The sequence below is a fragment of the Roseateles sp. P5_E1 genome (assembly GCF_054049335.1).
The window spans coordinates 1-14,830 of sequence record NZ_JBFUMN010000085.1; the positions used below are offsets into that span (position 1 = coordinate 1).

At 70.3% G+C, this 14,830-nt stretch carries 12 protein-coding genes; 11 read left to right on the plus strand and 1 reads right to left on the minus strand.

From position 1 onward, the window contains the following. Positions 1–164: 164 nt before the first annotated feature. From ACXJKJ_RS28755 to ACXJKJ_RS28780, 6 genes are all read left to right on the plus strand, one after another. Positions 165–707, plus strand: coding sequence for a DUF4123 domain-containing protein (locus ACXJKJ_RS28755; RefSeq protein ID WP_457356280.1), 543 nt, complete (start codon positions 165–167; stop codon positions 705–707). After that, positions 707–2,446: a hypothetical protein gene (locus tag ACXJKJ_RS28760; RefSeq protein ID WP_457394500.1), complete on the plus strand. Its 1,740-nt coding sequence runs from the start codon at positions 707–709 to the stop codon at positions 2,444–2,446. Before ACXJKJ_RS28755 ends, ACXJKJ_RS28760 begins: the two co-directional genes overlap by 1 nt. A 92-nt stretch (positions 2,447–2,538) precedes the next feature. Further along, positions 2,539–3,345 (plus strand): hypothetical protein, encoded by an 807-nt coding sequence (locus ACXJKJ_RS28765; protein ID WP_457356282.1) that lies wholly within the window; start codon positions 2,539–2,541, stop codon positions 3,343–3,345. 61 nt (positions 3,346–3,406) lie between these two features. After that, a complete protein-coding gene (gene tagH / locus ACXJKJ_RS28770) occupies positions 3,407–5,167 on the plus strand; it encodes a type VI secretion system-associated FHA domain protein TagH (protein WP_457394502.1) in 1,761 nt (586 codons plus the stop codon). Between the two features lie 161 nt (positions 5,168–5,328). Continuing rightward, positions 5,329–6,078 (plus strand): PP2C family protein-serine/threonine phosphatase, encoded by a 750-nt coding sequence (locus tag ACXJKJ_RS28775; protein WP_457356284.1) that lies wholly within the window; start codon positions 5,329–5,331, stop codon positions 6,076–6,078. Positions 6,079–6,088: 10 nt separating this feature from the next. After that, entirely contained in the window at positions 6,089–6,496 is a 408-nt protein-coding gene (locus tag ACXJKJ_RS28780; protein WP_057297205.1) for a DUF4280 domain-containing protein, read from the plus strand. Between the two features lie 187 nt (positions 6,497–6,683). Here the strand turns inward: ACXJKJ_RS28780 and ACXJKJ_RS28785 are convergent, their stop codons facing one another. After that, positions 6,684–7,244 (minus strand): OmpA family protein, encoded by a 561-nt coding sequence (locus ACXJKJ_RS28785; protein ID WP_457356286.1) that lies wholly within the window; start codon positions 7,242–7,244, stop codon positions 6,684–6,686. Between the two features lie 168 nt (positions 7,245–7,412). Here ACXJKJ_RS28785 and tssK point away from each other — a divergent pair, with 168 nt between their 5' ends. The 5 genes from tssK to ACXJKJ_RS28810 form a co-directional block, all read left to right on the plus strand. After that, complete coding sequence (gene tssK / locus ACXJKJ_RS28790; protein ID WP_457394505.1) at positions 7,413–8,750, plus strand: type VI secretion system baseplate subunit TssK; 1,338 nt, start codon at positions 7,413–7,415, stop codon at positions 8,748–8,750. Between the two features lie 125 nt (positions 8,751–8,875). After that, complete coding sequence (locus ACXJKJ_RS28795; RefSeq protein WP_457394508.1) at positions 8,876–10,219, plus strand: DotU family type VI secretion system protein; 1,344 nt, start codon at positions 8,876–8,878, stop codon at positions 10,217–10,219. Between the two features lie 2 nt (positions 10,220–10,221). Continuing rightward, entirely contained in the window at positions 10,222–13,764 is a 3,543-nt protein-coding gene (tssM, locus tag ACXJKJ_RS28800) for a type VI secretion system membrane subunit TssM (RefSeq protein WP_457394510.1), read from the plus strand. Beyond that, positions 13,761–14,372, plus strand: a complete 612-nt coding sequence (gene tagF / locus ACXJKJ_RS28805; RefSeq protein WP_457394512.1) for a type VI secretion system-associated protein TagF — start codon at positions 13,761–13,763, stop codon at positions 14,370–14,372. The genes tssM and tagF overlap by 4 nt, the downstream gene beginning before the upstream one ends. 7 nt (positions 14,373–14,379) lie before the next feature. Beyond that, a partial coding sequence (locus ACXJKJ_RS28810) for a type VI secretion system contractile sheath small subunit (RefSeq protein ID WP_457394515.1) occupies positions 14,380–14,830 on the plus strand: 451 nt, incomplete at its 3' end.

The window sequence follows — 14,830 nt, forward strand, 5'->3', positions numbered from 1 at the left end:
GCCGCAGCCCTCGCCGCAGGAGGCGCCGCAGCGGCCGCCTTGGCCGCGGCCGCGGCCGGCGGCGGTGGCGGGGCGGAGGACAACGAGGACGACGCCAAGAACGCCGACGCAGCCGCGCCACCTCCCGACGACGCCGCAGGTCCCGAGGGCGGCGGAGGGCCGGCTTGAACGCTGCCGCTCTGGCCACGGCCCAGATCCGATCAGCACTGTGGGACCGGCCGGACGGGCGCGTGCATGCCGTCGTCGACGGTGGTGTCATCCCCGGCCTGCTGGAACGGCTGCAGGCCGGGCAGTCCGTCGGCTGGGACTGCCTGCAGCGCGGCGCCCTCAAGCCCGAGGCCGCCGCGCAGGCGGCCTACATCGTCGAGCTGCAACCCGAGGCCGATCTCACCCGTTGGTTGCTCGGTGAAGCCTGCACCGCCTTCGAGGGATGGGGTGTGCTGATGACGTCCAACCGGCCGCTGCTCGCCATGCGCGAGCACAGCCGTGACCTCGCGGAGGTGCGCACGCCCGAGGGCCGCCGCCGGCCCTGGCGTTGGTGGGACCCCGAGCTGCTGGCCCTGCTGCTGCCCGGCCTCGCGCCGTCGCAGCTCGACGCCTTCTTCGCGGCCGGGCAGCAGCTTGTCTGCCCGGCCGCGAAGCGCTGGACCTGGTGGCAGCGCCTGAACGGCGTGCTGGACAGCCAAGTCCGGGAGCGGGTGAACTGATGCTCCAACTCAACGCGGATCAGCTGGAAAAAGTCGAGGCCCTGCAGCTCAAGCGCGACTCGCGCGAGCTGCTGCAACTGCTGGGCAGCGCCTGGCCCGAGGTCGCCGAACAGCTCCACGCCCGCTGGCCAGCCTTCATCGACGTGGCGCTGGAGCATGCCCAGCAAATCGGTTTGCGCCATGTCGCCGAGCTGGCCCGTTATGCCTCGCTGTGCTGCCTGTGGGGCGCGGGCTTCGAGGCCAAGCCGCGCTTTGAATGGGCTGCGGCCATCGCCGCCGACCCGGCCCTGAGCCCGACGCTGCGCCTGCACCAGCTCACCCACCGCTCCCGCGAGGAACTGGTGCGTCGCGCCGCCAAGGCCGCCCCAACCGGCGACGCGATGACACCCGCCGGCTACGACAAGGCCCTGGCCGCCGTTGAAGCGGGGCTCGGCCGTGCAGCGCGCGGCCGAGCCATCTTTCTCGACCAGCCGCCGCCGCCCCGGCCCAAGGCCTGCGATCTCGCCGCCATCACCTTCGCCGTCGCCGAGCCCAAACCGCTGCAGGCCTACCAGGGCCAGGACGGCAGCTGGCGGCGCGTCGACCTGGCGCCCTGGGCGCCGCAGCCAGAAACCTTGTCCGCGCCACTCGGCGAGCCTCGTCTGCTGCCGGTGCTCAGCCGCGCCGTGGGCGCCGGCGCGAGCGCGCGGCTGCAGCTCGCGGTCAGCACCGAAGCCACCTGTGATGCCCACCACCCCGAGGTGCTGCACGCAACCGGCGCCGGCCGCCTGACCTGGCGCGGTGCCGACACCGCCCGCCTGAGCCTGACGCTGCATGCGCCGCCCAGCCCGCCGCCCGACCCCAAGCTCGGCCCCGCCGGCATCGCCCACGGCGAGCCGCCCGATGTGCAGAGCGTCAGCATCAGCAGCTGCGGCATCCGCAACGCGGGCGCGCCACTGGGCCGCATCGAGCTCGGCCTGCAGGTGCATGCCGCCACGCAGCGCCTTGTCGAAGTCAGGCATGGCGCCCTGCCCGCCCAGGCCTGGCCCGTCGAAGGCGAAGCCCCGCTGCTGAACGCGGCAGGTACCGCCTGCCATCTCGAAGCCGATGGCCATACCGAACCTGCACCGGCCTGGCTGAAGGCCTGGCAGACGCTCCAGCCGTTGAGCCGCGCCGGGCTCGAAAAACTCTTCATCGCCTGGTCTCGCCACATGGCCGGCAGCAGCGGCCGCATGGAGGCCGAACTGGCGCCCCTCGTCGGCCAGGCCGGCATCACCTGGGGGTGGCAACACGAAAAAGACGGCGCCGTCGCGCTGCGCGTGCAGGGCGCCATCGACTTTGCCGCCCTGGTGCTGGACCTGCGCCTGAGCGGCGAACTCGACTGGCTCGGCAGCCGAGCCCGTGTCAGCCTGCGCGCCCAGGGCCGCAGCGAGTGGCGCATGAGCCTCGCTGACGGTGCCGCGTTGGAGCAGGCCAAGACGACCTGGCGCCACCCCTTCTCGCTGAGCATCGACGCCATCGCCAACGGCCAGCCGGCCCTGCTGTCGGCCGGTCCGTTGGCCGAGCCGCTGCGCGGCGCCGTCGTCGGCGAATGCGGCCTGCGCCCGCGCCCGGACGGCCGCGGCCAGCAATGGTTCTACCGCCTGGCGATCGAGCCGGTGAACGTCTGCCTGCTGCGCCAGGATCCGCTCGGCGGCGCGCAGCGCCAGCAGCGCGAGCTGATCCCGGCTCTGACCCTCATCGACTGGAGTGGAGGCTGATATGAGGCCCCCACGCTCATTCCATTCACTGCCCCCCGAGGGGGCGCGTCAGCGCCTTCGGGCGGCCGGGCGGCGCTGACATGGACCGCCTGATGTGCCTCCACGCCCAGACCAGCGGCGAGCCCGTCGAGGTCCACGTCAACGGCGTGCCCGTGCTGAGCCTGCCGGCCGGCGCGGGCAGCCAGTCGGTCACGGTGCACGAATACCTGCAAAACGGCAGCAACCGCATCACGCTGGTCGTCGCGCCACCGCCCATCGCGCAGGCCGTGGCCGCGCCGAACGCACCCGCCCAGCCCCGCATGGCCGCGCGCGCCGCCCAGGCGCGTGCCCGCCTCGTGCTGTTGCGCCAAGGCAAGAGCCTGGCCGACGAGGCCGTGCGCGTGCTGGCCGAGGTGGCCTGGGGCATCGAGGAGGGTCAGGGCTTCGAGGCGCCCACCGTCGTGCACCAGGACCTGGAGCTGCCGGTTGGCTTCCCGCGCTGGCGCTGGCTGGACGCCCCCGTGCTCAACCCCGGCCCGCAGGACCGCCAGACCGTGCTCGCCGCCGTGCAGCGCCTCGCTTTCGACCTTTCACGCGGCTACCCTGACAGCTTTCTCGCCGCCTGCCGCCTCAAGCTGGAGGAGGTCGACCAGGCCTACCAGCGCCCTGCCGGCCAGGGCGTCACCGCCTTGCGCGAGCAGGTGCAGCAGCTTTGGCAGGCGGGAGCTCTGGCGACGCTGCAGCCGCCCATGACGGAGAACCTGCTGCTGCGCGTGGTGGCCGGCGGGCGCCTGCTGGAATGCCTCAATCCCCTGGGCGCCCCAGTGCTCAGCAGCCAGAACGACGATGCAACGCTCGGCAACATCGCATGGCCGCTGCGGCTGACCCTGATCGAAGGCAAGGTTTATGTGCTCAGATGAGCATCCATACCCGCTTTGCAGGGGTCGTCGCAGACCCATGCCGCGCTGAGAATCAGTCACCATGATTCGCCTCAACGTCACCACCTTCAACGGGCTGCCTGTGAGCCAGCCGCTGTCCGCCCAGTTCGACGAACTCGGCGGCGACATCGGCCGCGCGGACACCAACCAGCTGGTGCTGCCCGACCCCGAGCGCACGATCTCGCGCGTGCACGCCCGCGTGCTGTTCCGCGCCAGCAGCGGTTTCGGCATCGTCGACCAGGGCAGCAATGCCATCAGCGTGAACGGCGTCCAGCTCGGCAAGGGCCGCGAGGCGGCCATCAAGCCGGGCGACCAGATCCAGATCGGCGGCTATGTCCTCGTCGTCGAAGCCGGCAACCCCAGCGGCGCCGCGGCCGACCCCTTTGCCGACTTCTTCGGCATGGCGCCGGCCACGGCCCTGACCCAGCCCGGCATTCGCCGTGACGTGGCGGCCGCCGACCCGCTCGGCCTTTTCGGCGGCCCCAACCCTCCCGCCCCGCCCGCGCCTGCGCCGTCTTTCACCGCACCGCCACCGCCCGCGGCGATGGGTGGCATCCCGGCCGATTGGGACCCCTTCGCGCCGGTGGCCGCACCCAGGCAGGCAGCCGCCCCGGCGCCTTCGGCCGGCGYACGTGCCCTTGGCCTGGACCTGGGCGCCGGCGCGCCCGCACCGTTGATCCCCGACCTGCCCGGTGCCAGCAGCGGCCGCGGTGCCGCCGGCGATTCGCTGGACATGCTGTTCGGCCTGGGCGCGCCCACGCCCGCCAGCAACAACCCGCTGGCCCAATCCCTGCTCGGCGAGGCCGTCGCCCAGCCCAATATGGCGGGCCATGCCGACCCGATGCAGGCCCTGGGCATGCTGCCCGCCGCGGCCGGGCAGGCGCTGCCGGACACGACCTCGGAGCTGAACCGGCCTTTCATTGCGCCCAACGCGCCGGCATCGTCGACAGCGACGGGCCAGCGGCCCCGGCCGCCGGCCGCCTCCATGGCTGCGCTGAATGCCCTGGATCCATCCGGCACGCTGTCGGGCGCCGTCGTGTCCTGGAACGACAGCGCCGGCGAGGGCCGCACCATCATCCGGGCGGGCAAGAAGCCCGAAGCCGCCGCGCCCGTGGCCGCGCCCGCCGCACCGCTGATGCCGCCGCCCCCTCCGCCGGCCATGGCAGCACCGGTCGCCCAGCCCACACCCATGGCTCCAGGCATGCCCGCCGATCAAGCCGCCCTGTTGGCCGCCTTCCGTGAAGGCCTGGGGATTCCCAACCTGCCGGCCGGTGGTCTCACGCCCGAGTTCATGCGGTTGCTGGGCCAGCTCGTCCACGAGTCGGCGCGCGGCACGGTGGATCTGCTGGTCGCTCGTGCGGCCCTGAAGCGCGAAGTACGCGCCGAGGCCACCATGATCGTCGCCAAGGAGAACAACCCGCTGAAGTTCTCACCCACGGCCGAGGTGGCGCTCGGCCACCTGCTTGGGCCGTCGGTGCGCGGCTTCATCGAACCCCATCGCGCCCTGCGCGACGCCTTCGACGACCTGCGCGCTCACCAGCTCGCCTTCCTGGCAGGCATGCGCGCGGCGCTCGAAGGCCTGCTGCAGCGCTTCGACCCCGCCCAGCTGGAATCGCGGCTGACGCAGAAGTCGGTGCTGTCCAGCCTGCTGCCCGCGGCGCGCAAGGCCCAGCTCTGGTCGGTGTTCCAGAACGAATACCAGCAGATCGCCGGTGAACTGTCGGACGACTTCCACCAGGTCTTCGGGCGCGAGTTCCTGCGCGCCTATGAAGCGCAGCTCGACGCGCTTGAGCAACAAGAATGAAGCCCCTCGTCCAAGAAATACTTGGCCGATCCCCCGAGGGGACGGCGATGCTTGCGGCATTGAGCCGCAAGCACATCGCCATGGCGGGCCGGCTCGGGAGCGGCCCAGCGCTCGGCCCGGAAAATTCTGCAGCGACCACTGAGACCACCTGAAGGAGCTTTGTGCAAATCGAGCTCGCATTGATGTCGGAACAGGGCGGCCGCGACTACAACGAGGACGCCTGCGGCCACTGGCATTCCGAGCGCTACCTGTGCTGTGTGCTGGCCGATGGCGCTGGCGGCCATGGCGGCGGCGACATCGCGTCCAAGCTCGCCGTCAGCCATGTGCTGCAGGGCTATGCCAGCCTGCCCGCCCACCACCCGCAGGCGCTGGAAGCCCTGCTGGCGGACACCAACCGCGAGCTGCTCGCCCAGCGCGCCGCCAACCCGCAGCTGCGCAATATGCATTCCACGGTGGTCGTGCTGTCCATCGACCTGCAGGAGCGCACCGCGCTGTGGGGCCACTGCGGCGACTCGCGCTTCTATGCCTTCCGCGATGGCGTTCTCGCCCAGCGCACGCGCGACCACAGCCTGGTGCAGTCCCTCATCGACGGCGGCCTGCTTGACGAGGCCGGTGCTCGGGTACATCCCAAGCGCAGCGAGCTCTACTCGGCCCTGGGCACCCAGGGCGAGGATCTGCACATCAGCGTCGCGCCCCAACCCTGGCCGTTGGAGGGTCGCGAGGCCCTGATGCTGTGCACCGACGGCCTGTGGGAATGGCTGACCGACGACGAGATCGCCATCGCGCTGTCCTTTGCGGCAGAGCCGCAAGCCTGGCTGAACGACCTCGGCCAGCGCGTGCGGCTGGCCGCGGCCGACAAGCCCAACCACGACAACTTCACCGGCCTGGCCCTCTGGCTCAGGCCCGATTGAGGAGACCGTCATGCCTCAACACGTCTGCAAGGGTGCCCAGCTGATGTGCACCTTCGGCTCCAAGCCCAGCGCGCTGGAAGTGCTGCCGCTGAACAAGATGAAGACCAGCAACCAGTTTGCGGCCAACATCATGGACAACAAGCCCATGGTGAACATCCAGCCCTTCGGCCCGTGCAAGAGCATGGCCAACCCGACGGTCGCCGCAGCCACCGCGGCCGCCACGGCGGCGGCGCAGGGCGTGTTCACGCTGACGCCCATGCCCTGCGTGCCGGTCTTTCCCGCGCCCTGGGTGCCAGGCGCCCCGACCGTCATGCTGGCCAATATGCCGGTGCTGAACAACACCTCCAAGCTGATGTGCGCCTATGCCGGCGTCGTCAGCATCGTGTCACCCGGTCAGATGACCGAGATGGTTCCGTAGCCCTGTCGCCGCGATGGCAAAAGCCGCCCGCGGGCGGCTTTCTCTTTTTGGGCCGAGCGCTGGGCCGCTCCCGAGCCGGCCCGTGTGGCGATGTGCTTGCGGCTCAATGCCGCAAGCATCGCCGTCCCCTCGGGGGACCGGTTGGGCACGCCCGCGTTCAGCGCGGCGAGACCGGACGAGGGGCTTCTTATTTACGCCCAATTTCGACGCGCCGGTTTTCGTCGGCATTGGGCTTGGCGGGGTTCTTCGGGTCCTTGGAGCCCACGCCCTCGATGACGAGCAGGGCCGGATCGGTGCCCTTGGCGACGAGATAGTCGCGCACCGACTCGGCTCGCTTGATGGACAGGGCCTGATTGGCCTGCGGCGTGCCCGAGGCGTCGGCGTGGCCGATGACGCGCACCTTGCGGTCGCTGTTCTTCTTGGTCTTGAGCACGTCGGCGAAGACGTCGAGCTGTTTCTTCAGCACAGGCGGCAGTTCGGCCGAGCCCACCTTGAAGGCCGTGGCCGGCAGCGAGTACTTGATGGCCGGCTTGAAGCCCATGCACTTGAAGCCCGAAGCCTCCAGTTCCTTGCACTTGTCGTCAGGGAACAGGCCTTCGGCGATGGACTCTGCCGTGGGCACGGTCTTGCCCAGGTCGACCGCGTCGGCAGCGGATGCTGCCGGAGGGGGAATCTCCGGCGTCTGGGCTGCCGCACTCAGGGTGAGACCGCACAAGGAAAGGATCAGGAGGGGGCGAAACTTCTTCATGACGGTACTCGTGTGGCGGAATGAACCGCTGTCTGAGTGACCGTCGCTGCCGATTGGTTCCCGATGGAGCGGGGAACCAAGCGCGCCCCACAGTCACTCAGTGCCTGATCGCAGGCCGCCGTGGCTGCTTACCGTCTGTTTTTCTGCTCCATTGAGGCGATCCCATCCATGACCTGGCGTGACCGAGTGATCTGGACGGAGGGCATGTTCCTCCAGCCGCAGCACTTCCAGCAGCACGACCGCCACTGGGAGCACCAGTGGCGCCAACGCCTGCAGCAGGCCGTGGCCTATGCCTGGGGCTTCGGGGCCCTGAGCCTGGACGAGGCCTCGTTGACACTGGGCAAGGTGGGCCTGGCTTCGGCCCAGGGCCTGCTGCCCGACGGCACGGCCTTCTCGGCGCCCGGCGGCGACGCCGCGCCTGCGGCCCTGGACATCCCTGCCGACGCCCGCAACGAGATCGTCGTGCTGGCCGTCACGCTGCAGCGCCCGGGTGTCGTCGAGACCGATGCCGAACAGGCCGCCGGCGCCATGGGCCCGCGCTTCATGGCCGCCGAGGTCAATGTCGGCGACAGCAACTCCCAGCTCGACCGCGACGCCGCCTTGCAGATCGGCCGGCTCAACCTGCGGCTGATGCTGCAACGCGATGCTGGTGAGGGCTACGCCACGTTGGGCGTGGCCYGCGTCGTCGAGCGCCGTGCCGACAACCGCGTCGTGCTGGACCCCAGCTTCGTACCGCCGCTGCTGCATGCGCCGGCCCACCCGGTGCTGGACGGTTATGTGCGCGAACTCTGCGGCCTGCTGAACCAGCGCGGCGAGGCCCTGGCCGCCCGCCTGGCAGCCCCCGGCCGCGGCGGTGTCGGCGAGATCTCGGACTTCCTGCTGCTGGAAGCCGTCAACCGCAACCAGGCGCTGTTCAACCACCTGCGCTCAGTGTCGCTGCTGCACCCGGAGCGGCTTTACAGCGACTGCCTGACGCTGGCCGGCGACCTCGCCACCTTCCGCGACAGCCGCCGCCCGGCCCAATACGCCGAGTATGTGCACGACGACCTCGCCGCCACCTTCCGCCCGGTCATCGACGACCTGCGCCAGTCCCTGTCCATGGTGATGGAGCAGACCGCCATCCCCATCGAGCTGCAGGACCGCGCCTACGGCGTGCGCGTCGCCCTCATCCCGGACGTGCAGTTGCAGCGCAGCGCCACCTTCGTGCTCGCCGTGTCGGCCCAGCTGCCCGGCGACGCACTGCGGGCGCGCTTCCCCACCCAGGTCAAGATCGGCCCGGTCGAGCGCATCCGCGACCTCGTCAACCTGCAACTGCCCGGCGTCACGCTGCGCCCGCTGCCGGTGGCGCCGCGCCAGATCCCCTATCACGCGGGCCACAACTACTTCGAGCTGGAGACCCGCGGCAACGAGCTGTGGAAGCAGCTCGAAAGCTCGGGCGGCCTGGCCATGCACATCGCCGGCGAGTTCCCGGGGCTCGAACTCGAGTTCTGGGCCATCCGCGCTTGAGACGCGCCATGAAACACGAACACAGCCACAGAGACACAGAGGCACAGAGAAAAGCCGGAAGGAAGCTGAATTCCTCTGTGTCTCTGTGCCTCCGTGGCTGTGTTTTGAATTGATCGGTTGATGCGATGAGCGATCCCAACAACGACGACCCCTTCGCCGCCTTCGGGCAGGACCGCACCGTCATCAAGCCCAGCGCGGGCCGAGCGGCGACGACGGCGCCCCAGCCGCCGGTCCGGCCGGCCGCGGCCCCAGGCAACGCGCCAACCGGCATCCCCGCCGGCCCGATCGGGAAAGAGGCCCCGATGGCGCTGGAGGCACTCACCACCGCCAGCCTCAACCCGCTGGTGGCCGCCGCCATGCCGCTGCTGTCGGCCGCGCCGCGCGTGCGCCACAGCGCCCAGCATCCCAACCCCGCCGGGCTGAAAGAGGCGCTGGCCGAAGGCATCCGCGCCTTCGAGGCCAAGGCGCGCGCCGAAGGCCTGCCCAACGAACAGGTCATCGCCGGCCGCTACATCCTGTGCACGCTGCTCGATGAGTCCGCCGCCAGCACGCCCTGGGGCGGCTCGGGCGCCTGGGCGGCGCAGAGCCTGCTGGTGCAGTTCCACAACGAATCCTGGGGCGGCGAGAAGGTCTTCGCACTGATGGCCAAGCTGGCCGAGAACGTGCCGGCCAACCGCAACCTGCTGGAGCTGCTCTACGTCTGCCTGGCCTTCGGTTTCGAGGGCCGCTACCGCGTCGTCGACAACGGCCGCGCCCAGCTCGACGGCGTGCGCGCCCGCCTGGCGCAGATGCTGCGCCAAGGCCTCAACCCCGACCCGGCGCTGTCACCTCGCTGGCAGGGTGCCGAACCCGGCGAGGGTGGCCTGCGCCAGAAGCTGCCGCTGTGGGTGATCTGGGCCGCCACGGCCCTGGTGCTGCTGCTGGTCTACATCGGCTTGCGCTTCAGCATCAACGGCGCCTCGGATTCGGTGTTCGCCACGCTGCGCGGCTTCGACGTCAAGACCGCCGCGGTCGCCGCGCCCACGCCGCCACCCGCAGCGCCGCGCCTGGCCGGCCTGTTGGACCTCGACGTCAAGGCCGGCCTGGTGCAGGTCAATGACCTGGCCGACCGCTCCATCGTCATCATCAAGGGCGATGGCCTGTTCAACCCCGGCAGCGCCGAGGTGTCATCGGAGCTGCGGCCGCTGGTGCTGCGCATCGGCGAGGCGCTGCAGCGCATGAAGGGCCAGGTGCAGATCACCGGCCATACCGACAACCAGCCCATCCGCTCGCTGCGCTTCCCGTCCAACTGGCATCTGTCGCAGGCCCGCGCCGAGGCCTTCCGCAACCTGCTGGCCGAGCGCGTCGAGATCGGCCGGCTGCGTGCCGAAGGGCGAGCCGATGCTGAGGCCGTGGCCGACAACGCCACTCCCGCCGGTCGAGCCAAGAACCGCCGCGTCGAAGTCACGCTGATGGTGCAGGACCGCTGATCATGAAAAAAGTCCTGTCCTTCCTGTTCCACCCCGTCACGCTCGGCGTGTTCGGCCTGCTCGTCATCTCGGCCCTGGTCTGGTGGGTCGGCCCACTGATCGCCTTCGGCGAGCACCGGCCGCTGGACACCAGCCTCTCGCGCTGGATTGCCCTGGCCATCGTCTGGCTGCTGGGCGGCCTGCGGCTGGTGTGGACGCAGATGCGCCGCCGCCGCATCAACGCCGCCCTCGTCAAGGGCATGGGCTCCGGGCCTTCGGCTGCAGCCAAGGAAGAGGTGGTGCTGCAGGAGCGCTTCACGCAGGCGCTGGGCCTGCTGAAGAAGGCGCCGGGCGCCAAGAAGGGCCTGTTCGGCAGCAGCTCGCTGTACGACCTGCCCTGGTACATCTTTGTCGGCGCACCGGGCTCGGGCAAGACGACGGCGCTGCTGAATGCAGGCCTCAACTTCCCGCTGACTGAGAAGCTCGGCCAGGCCAGCGTGCGCGGCGTGGGTGGCACGCGCAACTGCGAGTGGTGGTTCAGCGACGAGGCCGTGCTCATCGACACCGCCGGCCGCTACGCCACGCAGGACTCCGACAAGGAGACCGACGCCTCGGCCTGGAACACCTTCCTCGACCTGCTGCGCAAGGCACGGCCCCGCCGACCCATCAACGGCGTGTTGCTGACCATCAGCGTGCAGGACCTGCTGGCCCTGCCGCCCGACCAGCGCAAGGAACAAGCCTCGCGCATGCGCGGCCGCATGCAGGAGCTGCAGCAGCGCCTGGGCGTGCGCGCGCCGGTCTATGTGATGGTCACCAAGTGCGACCTGCTGGCCGGCTTCAACGAGACCTTCGGCCCCATGGGCAAGGAGGAACGCGACCAGGTCTTCGGCTTCAGTTTCCCGGTGTCCATGGCGCCCGGCGAGGAGACGCTGGCCAACTTCGGCAGCGAGTTCGCGTCGCTGGAGAAGCGCCTGCGCGAGCGCCTCATCGAACGCATGGAAGCCGAGAGCGACACCCTCAAGCGCGCCACCCTGTTCGCCTTCCCGCAGCAGTTCGGCGGGCTCAAGGGGCTGCTGGGCGGCTACCTGGAGACCGTCTTCGGCGGCAGCGGTGCGCTCGACGAAGCCCCGCGCCTGCGCGGCGTCTACTTCACCAGCGGCACGCAGGAGGGCACGCCCATCGACCGCGTGCTCGGCGCGCTGGCCCGCACCTTCGGCGTCGAACGGCGCCTCACGCCACCCGCCGCGGCCAAGGGCCGCAGCTATTTCCTGAATCACCTGCTGCGCAAGGTCGTGTTCGTCGAGCAAGGCCTGGTGGGCCAGAACGCCCAGGTCGAGCGCCGCAGCGCGCGCCTGCGCCTGGCGGGCCTCGTGACTCTCGGCATCGTCACGCTGACGCTGCTGGTGGGTTGGGGCTTCAGCTACTTCGGCAACCAGCGCTACATCACCGACATCGAGGCCAAGCTGCCGGCCCTGCAGGACACCATCAAGGCCCTGCCGCCGACCAGCGGCAGCGACCCCTCGGCCCTGCCCGAGGCGCTGGCCGCCATCCGCGACGCGGCCCAGCCGCCCGGCTTCGCGCTGGACAACCCGCCGCTGTCCCTGGGCTTTGGCCTCTTCCAGGGCGACAAGCTCGACGCCGGCGCTCAGGTGTCCTACCACCGCCTGCTGCAGCGCGGCCTGGCACCGCGCGTCGCCGCGCGGCTGGAGGAGAGGCTGCGCACCGCCAACCGCGACAACCTGGAGTTCGCCTACGAGTCGCTGAAGGCGTATCTGATGCTCTACACGCCCGAGCATCTGGACGCACCGGGCCTGCAGGCCTGGGTGGGCCTGGACTGGGACGCCAACCTCGAAGGCAGCCTCGGCGCCGAGAAGGTGGCGCTGCTGAAGAACCACCTCGACGCCCTGCTGTCGCGCGGCGCCTTCGAGGTGGCCCAGCCGATGGACAAGACGCTGGTGGCCAGCGTGCGCGAGATGCTGGGTGCCTACCCGCTGGAGTACCGCATCTTCAGCCGCCTGCGCCGCGCCCAGATCGACGGCGACCTGCCGCCCTTCACGGTGGCGGCCGCGGCCGGCCCGCAGAGCCCTAACGTCTTCGTGCGTGCCAGCGGCCAGCCGCTGACCCAGGGCATCCCGGGCATGTTCACCAAGGACGGCTACAAGAAGGCCTTCCAGACCTCGGTGGACAAGACCGCCAAGCAGCTCGCCGACGAGGAGGCCTGGGTGCTGGGCACCAACGCCGCCACGGCCAAGCGGCAGGCGGCCGACAAAACGCTGGTGGAGCGCGTGCGCCGCCTCTACCTGGAGGAGTACGTCAAGGTCTGGGACGCGTATCTGGCCGACGTGCGCCTCGTGAAGCTCAACGGCCTGGACCGCGGCATTGCCGTGTCACGGCTGGTGTCGGCGGTGGATTCGCCGCTGGCCGCCTTCCTGCGCGCCGCGTCCAAGGAGACGACGCTGATCGACCCGGTCAGCAACGACAACAGCATCAACAAGGAGCTGAACAAGCGTGCCGACGATGCCGTCTTTGCCAAAGGCGGCGAGCTGGCCCGCCTGGCCGGCAACCAGGCCAAGGCACCGACGTCGATCTCGCGCGACGGCCCGCTGGAGAAGATCGTCGACGACCACTTCGCCGCGCTGCGTCGCCTCGTCACTGGCACACCGCCGCCGCTGGACGATGTGATGAAGATGTTCAACGAGGTCTATGTGCAGCTCAGCGCCGTGCAGGAAGCCTTGAAGAGCAAGTCACCGCCGCCGGCGGGTGGTGGTGGCGGCAAGCTCAAGGCCGCCGCCGGCCAGCAGCCCGAGCCGCTGCGCGGTGCGCTGGAGACCCTGGCCGAAGCCGCCGACAACCAGAGCCGCCTGGTGGAGCGCCAGAGCCTGACCGGCGAACTGCAGCCCGTCAGCGAGTTCTGCAGCCGCGCCATCGCCGGCCGCTATCCGGTCGCACAGGGCTCCAAGGTCGACGTGCTGCCCGAGGACTTCGGCCAGTTCTTCGCCCCCGGCGGCATGATGGACGACTTCTTCACGCGCAAGCTCAGCCCCCTGGTCGATGTCGGCACCAACCCCTGGAGCTTCCGGCCCACGGGTGATGGGGCGAAGCCGGTGTCGCCGGCGGCCCTGGCTGACTTCCAGCGCGCCACCCGCGTGCGCGAGGTGTTCTTTCGCGGCGGCGGCAAGTCGCCAGCCTTCCGCGTCGACGTGCGCGTGCTGGAGCTGAACGACGGCCTGAAGGAGTTGACGCTGGACATCGACGGCCAGGTCAGCAAGTTCACCGCCGGCAGCAACCAGGCCGTCAGCCTGCAATGGCCCGGCGCGCGCCTGAGTTCGCAGATCAAGCTCAGCGGCCAGCCGGGCGGCACGCCCGTCACCTTCGACGGCCCCTGGGCGCTGTTCCGCCTCTTCGACCGCTTCGAGGTGCAGGGCTCGCCGCAACAGCCGGAGCGCTTCGTCGTCGTCATCAACCTCGACGGCCACCGCGCCCGGCTGGAGGTCACGGCCAGCAGCGTCTTCAATCCGTTCCGGCTGCGCGAGCTGCAGCAGTTTCGCTGCCCGGGGGCGTTGTGAGCGGCGTTGCCGGTTGGTATGGCAAGTTGCCGGCGCTCGGCGATTTCGCGTCGCGCCGGCTGACTCCGGAATGGATCGCGCAGTGGGATGGCTGGCTGGCCGCCGGCCTGCACCAGTTGCGCCTGGACGCGCCCGATACCTGGCTGAACGACTACCTCGCCAGCCCGGCCTGGCGATTCGCGCTGCTGCCTGGTGCCTTGCCTGATGGCTCGGGTGAAGGTCTGCGTGTCGGCGTGATGATCCCTTCGGTAGACCGGGTGGGCCGCTACTTCCCCCTGGTCGTCATCAGCCCGCCTCTGCCACGCCCGAACGACGGCGCACAAGTTGCCGCGCTGTGGCAGTGGGCCGGCCAGATCGAGGAGATCGCCGTCAACGCGCTGCATGACGACTGGAGTGCGGAGACGCTGGATGCGGCCCTGGCCGATGTTCCGCCTCCGACCTCCCTGCCCGACAACGGCCTGCCGCCGGCACTGGCCGCCTTGCTCAGCCAGGCCGCCTGGGATGGCCTACAGGGCTGCAGCCTATGGCTGCATGCCGGCACCGGCCCGAGCGTGCAACCCGCCCTGCCCCAAGGCGCGGCCTTCGCCGCGCTCTTCAAACCGGACTGAGGACGCCATGAGCGACTGGACCCCCAACTACGGCCAACTCTCGGCCCCCGCTCCTGCATGGGCCGCCAAGCGGCCGATCCGCATTGCGCTGCTCGGCGACTTTGGTGCCGGCGCCACCGCCGGCCGCCTGGACACCGGCGACGAGTTGGCCCGCCGGAAGCCGCGCGCCGTCGAATTCGATTCGCTCGAAGACTGGTTGGGCCAGCAGAACATCACGCTGAACCTTCCAGTGGGCACCGACGGCGCGCCGGTCGAGATCCCGCTCTCCGACCTGGACTCCTTCCATCCCGACACGCTGTTCCGCGAGCTCGACCTGTTCAAGAAGCTCAATGACCTGCGCAAACGCCTCAACAACACCGCCAGCTTCGACAAGGCCGCCGCCGAGGTCGCCAAGTTCGCCGGCAGCACCCAGAAGGCCTCGCGCGCGGGCCGCGGCGCGCGCGCTCGCGGCGCCAGCC

What these genes read in the sequence shown, in the direction of transcription:
- ACXJKJ_RS28795 (WP_457394508.1), top strand. Translation starts at nt 8,876, where the DNA reads ATGAGCGATCCCAACAACGACGACCCCTTCGCCGCCTTCGGGCAGGAC.
- ACXJKJ_RS28780 (WP_057297205.1), top strand. Translation starts at nt 6,089, where the DNA reads ATGCCTCAACACGTCTGCAAGGGTGCCCAGCTGATGTGCACCTTCGGC.
- ACXJKJ_RS28785 (WP_457356286.1), bottom strand. Translation starts at nt 7,244, where the DNA reads ATGAAGAAGTTTCGCCCCCTCCTGATCCTTTCCTTGTGCGGTCTCACC.
- ACXJKJ_RS28760 (WP_457394500.1), top strand. Translation starts at nt 707, where the DNA reads ATGCTCCAACTCAACGCGGATCAGCTGGAAAAAGTCGAGGCCCTGCAG.
- tssM (WP_457394510.1), top strand. Translation starts at nt 10,222, where the DNA reads ATGAAAAAAGTCCTGTCCTTCCTGTTCCACCCCGTCACGCTCGGCGTG.
- ACXJKJ_RS28765 (WP_457356282.1), top strand. Translation starts at nt 2,539, where the DNA reads ATGTGCCTCCACGCCCAGACCAGCGGCGAGCCCGTCGAGGTCCACGTC.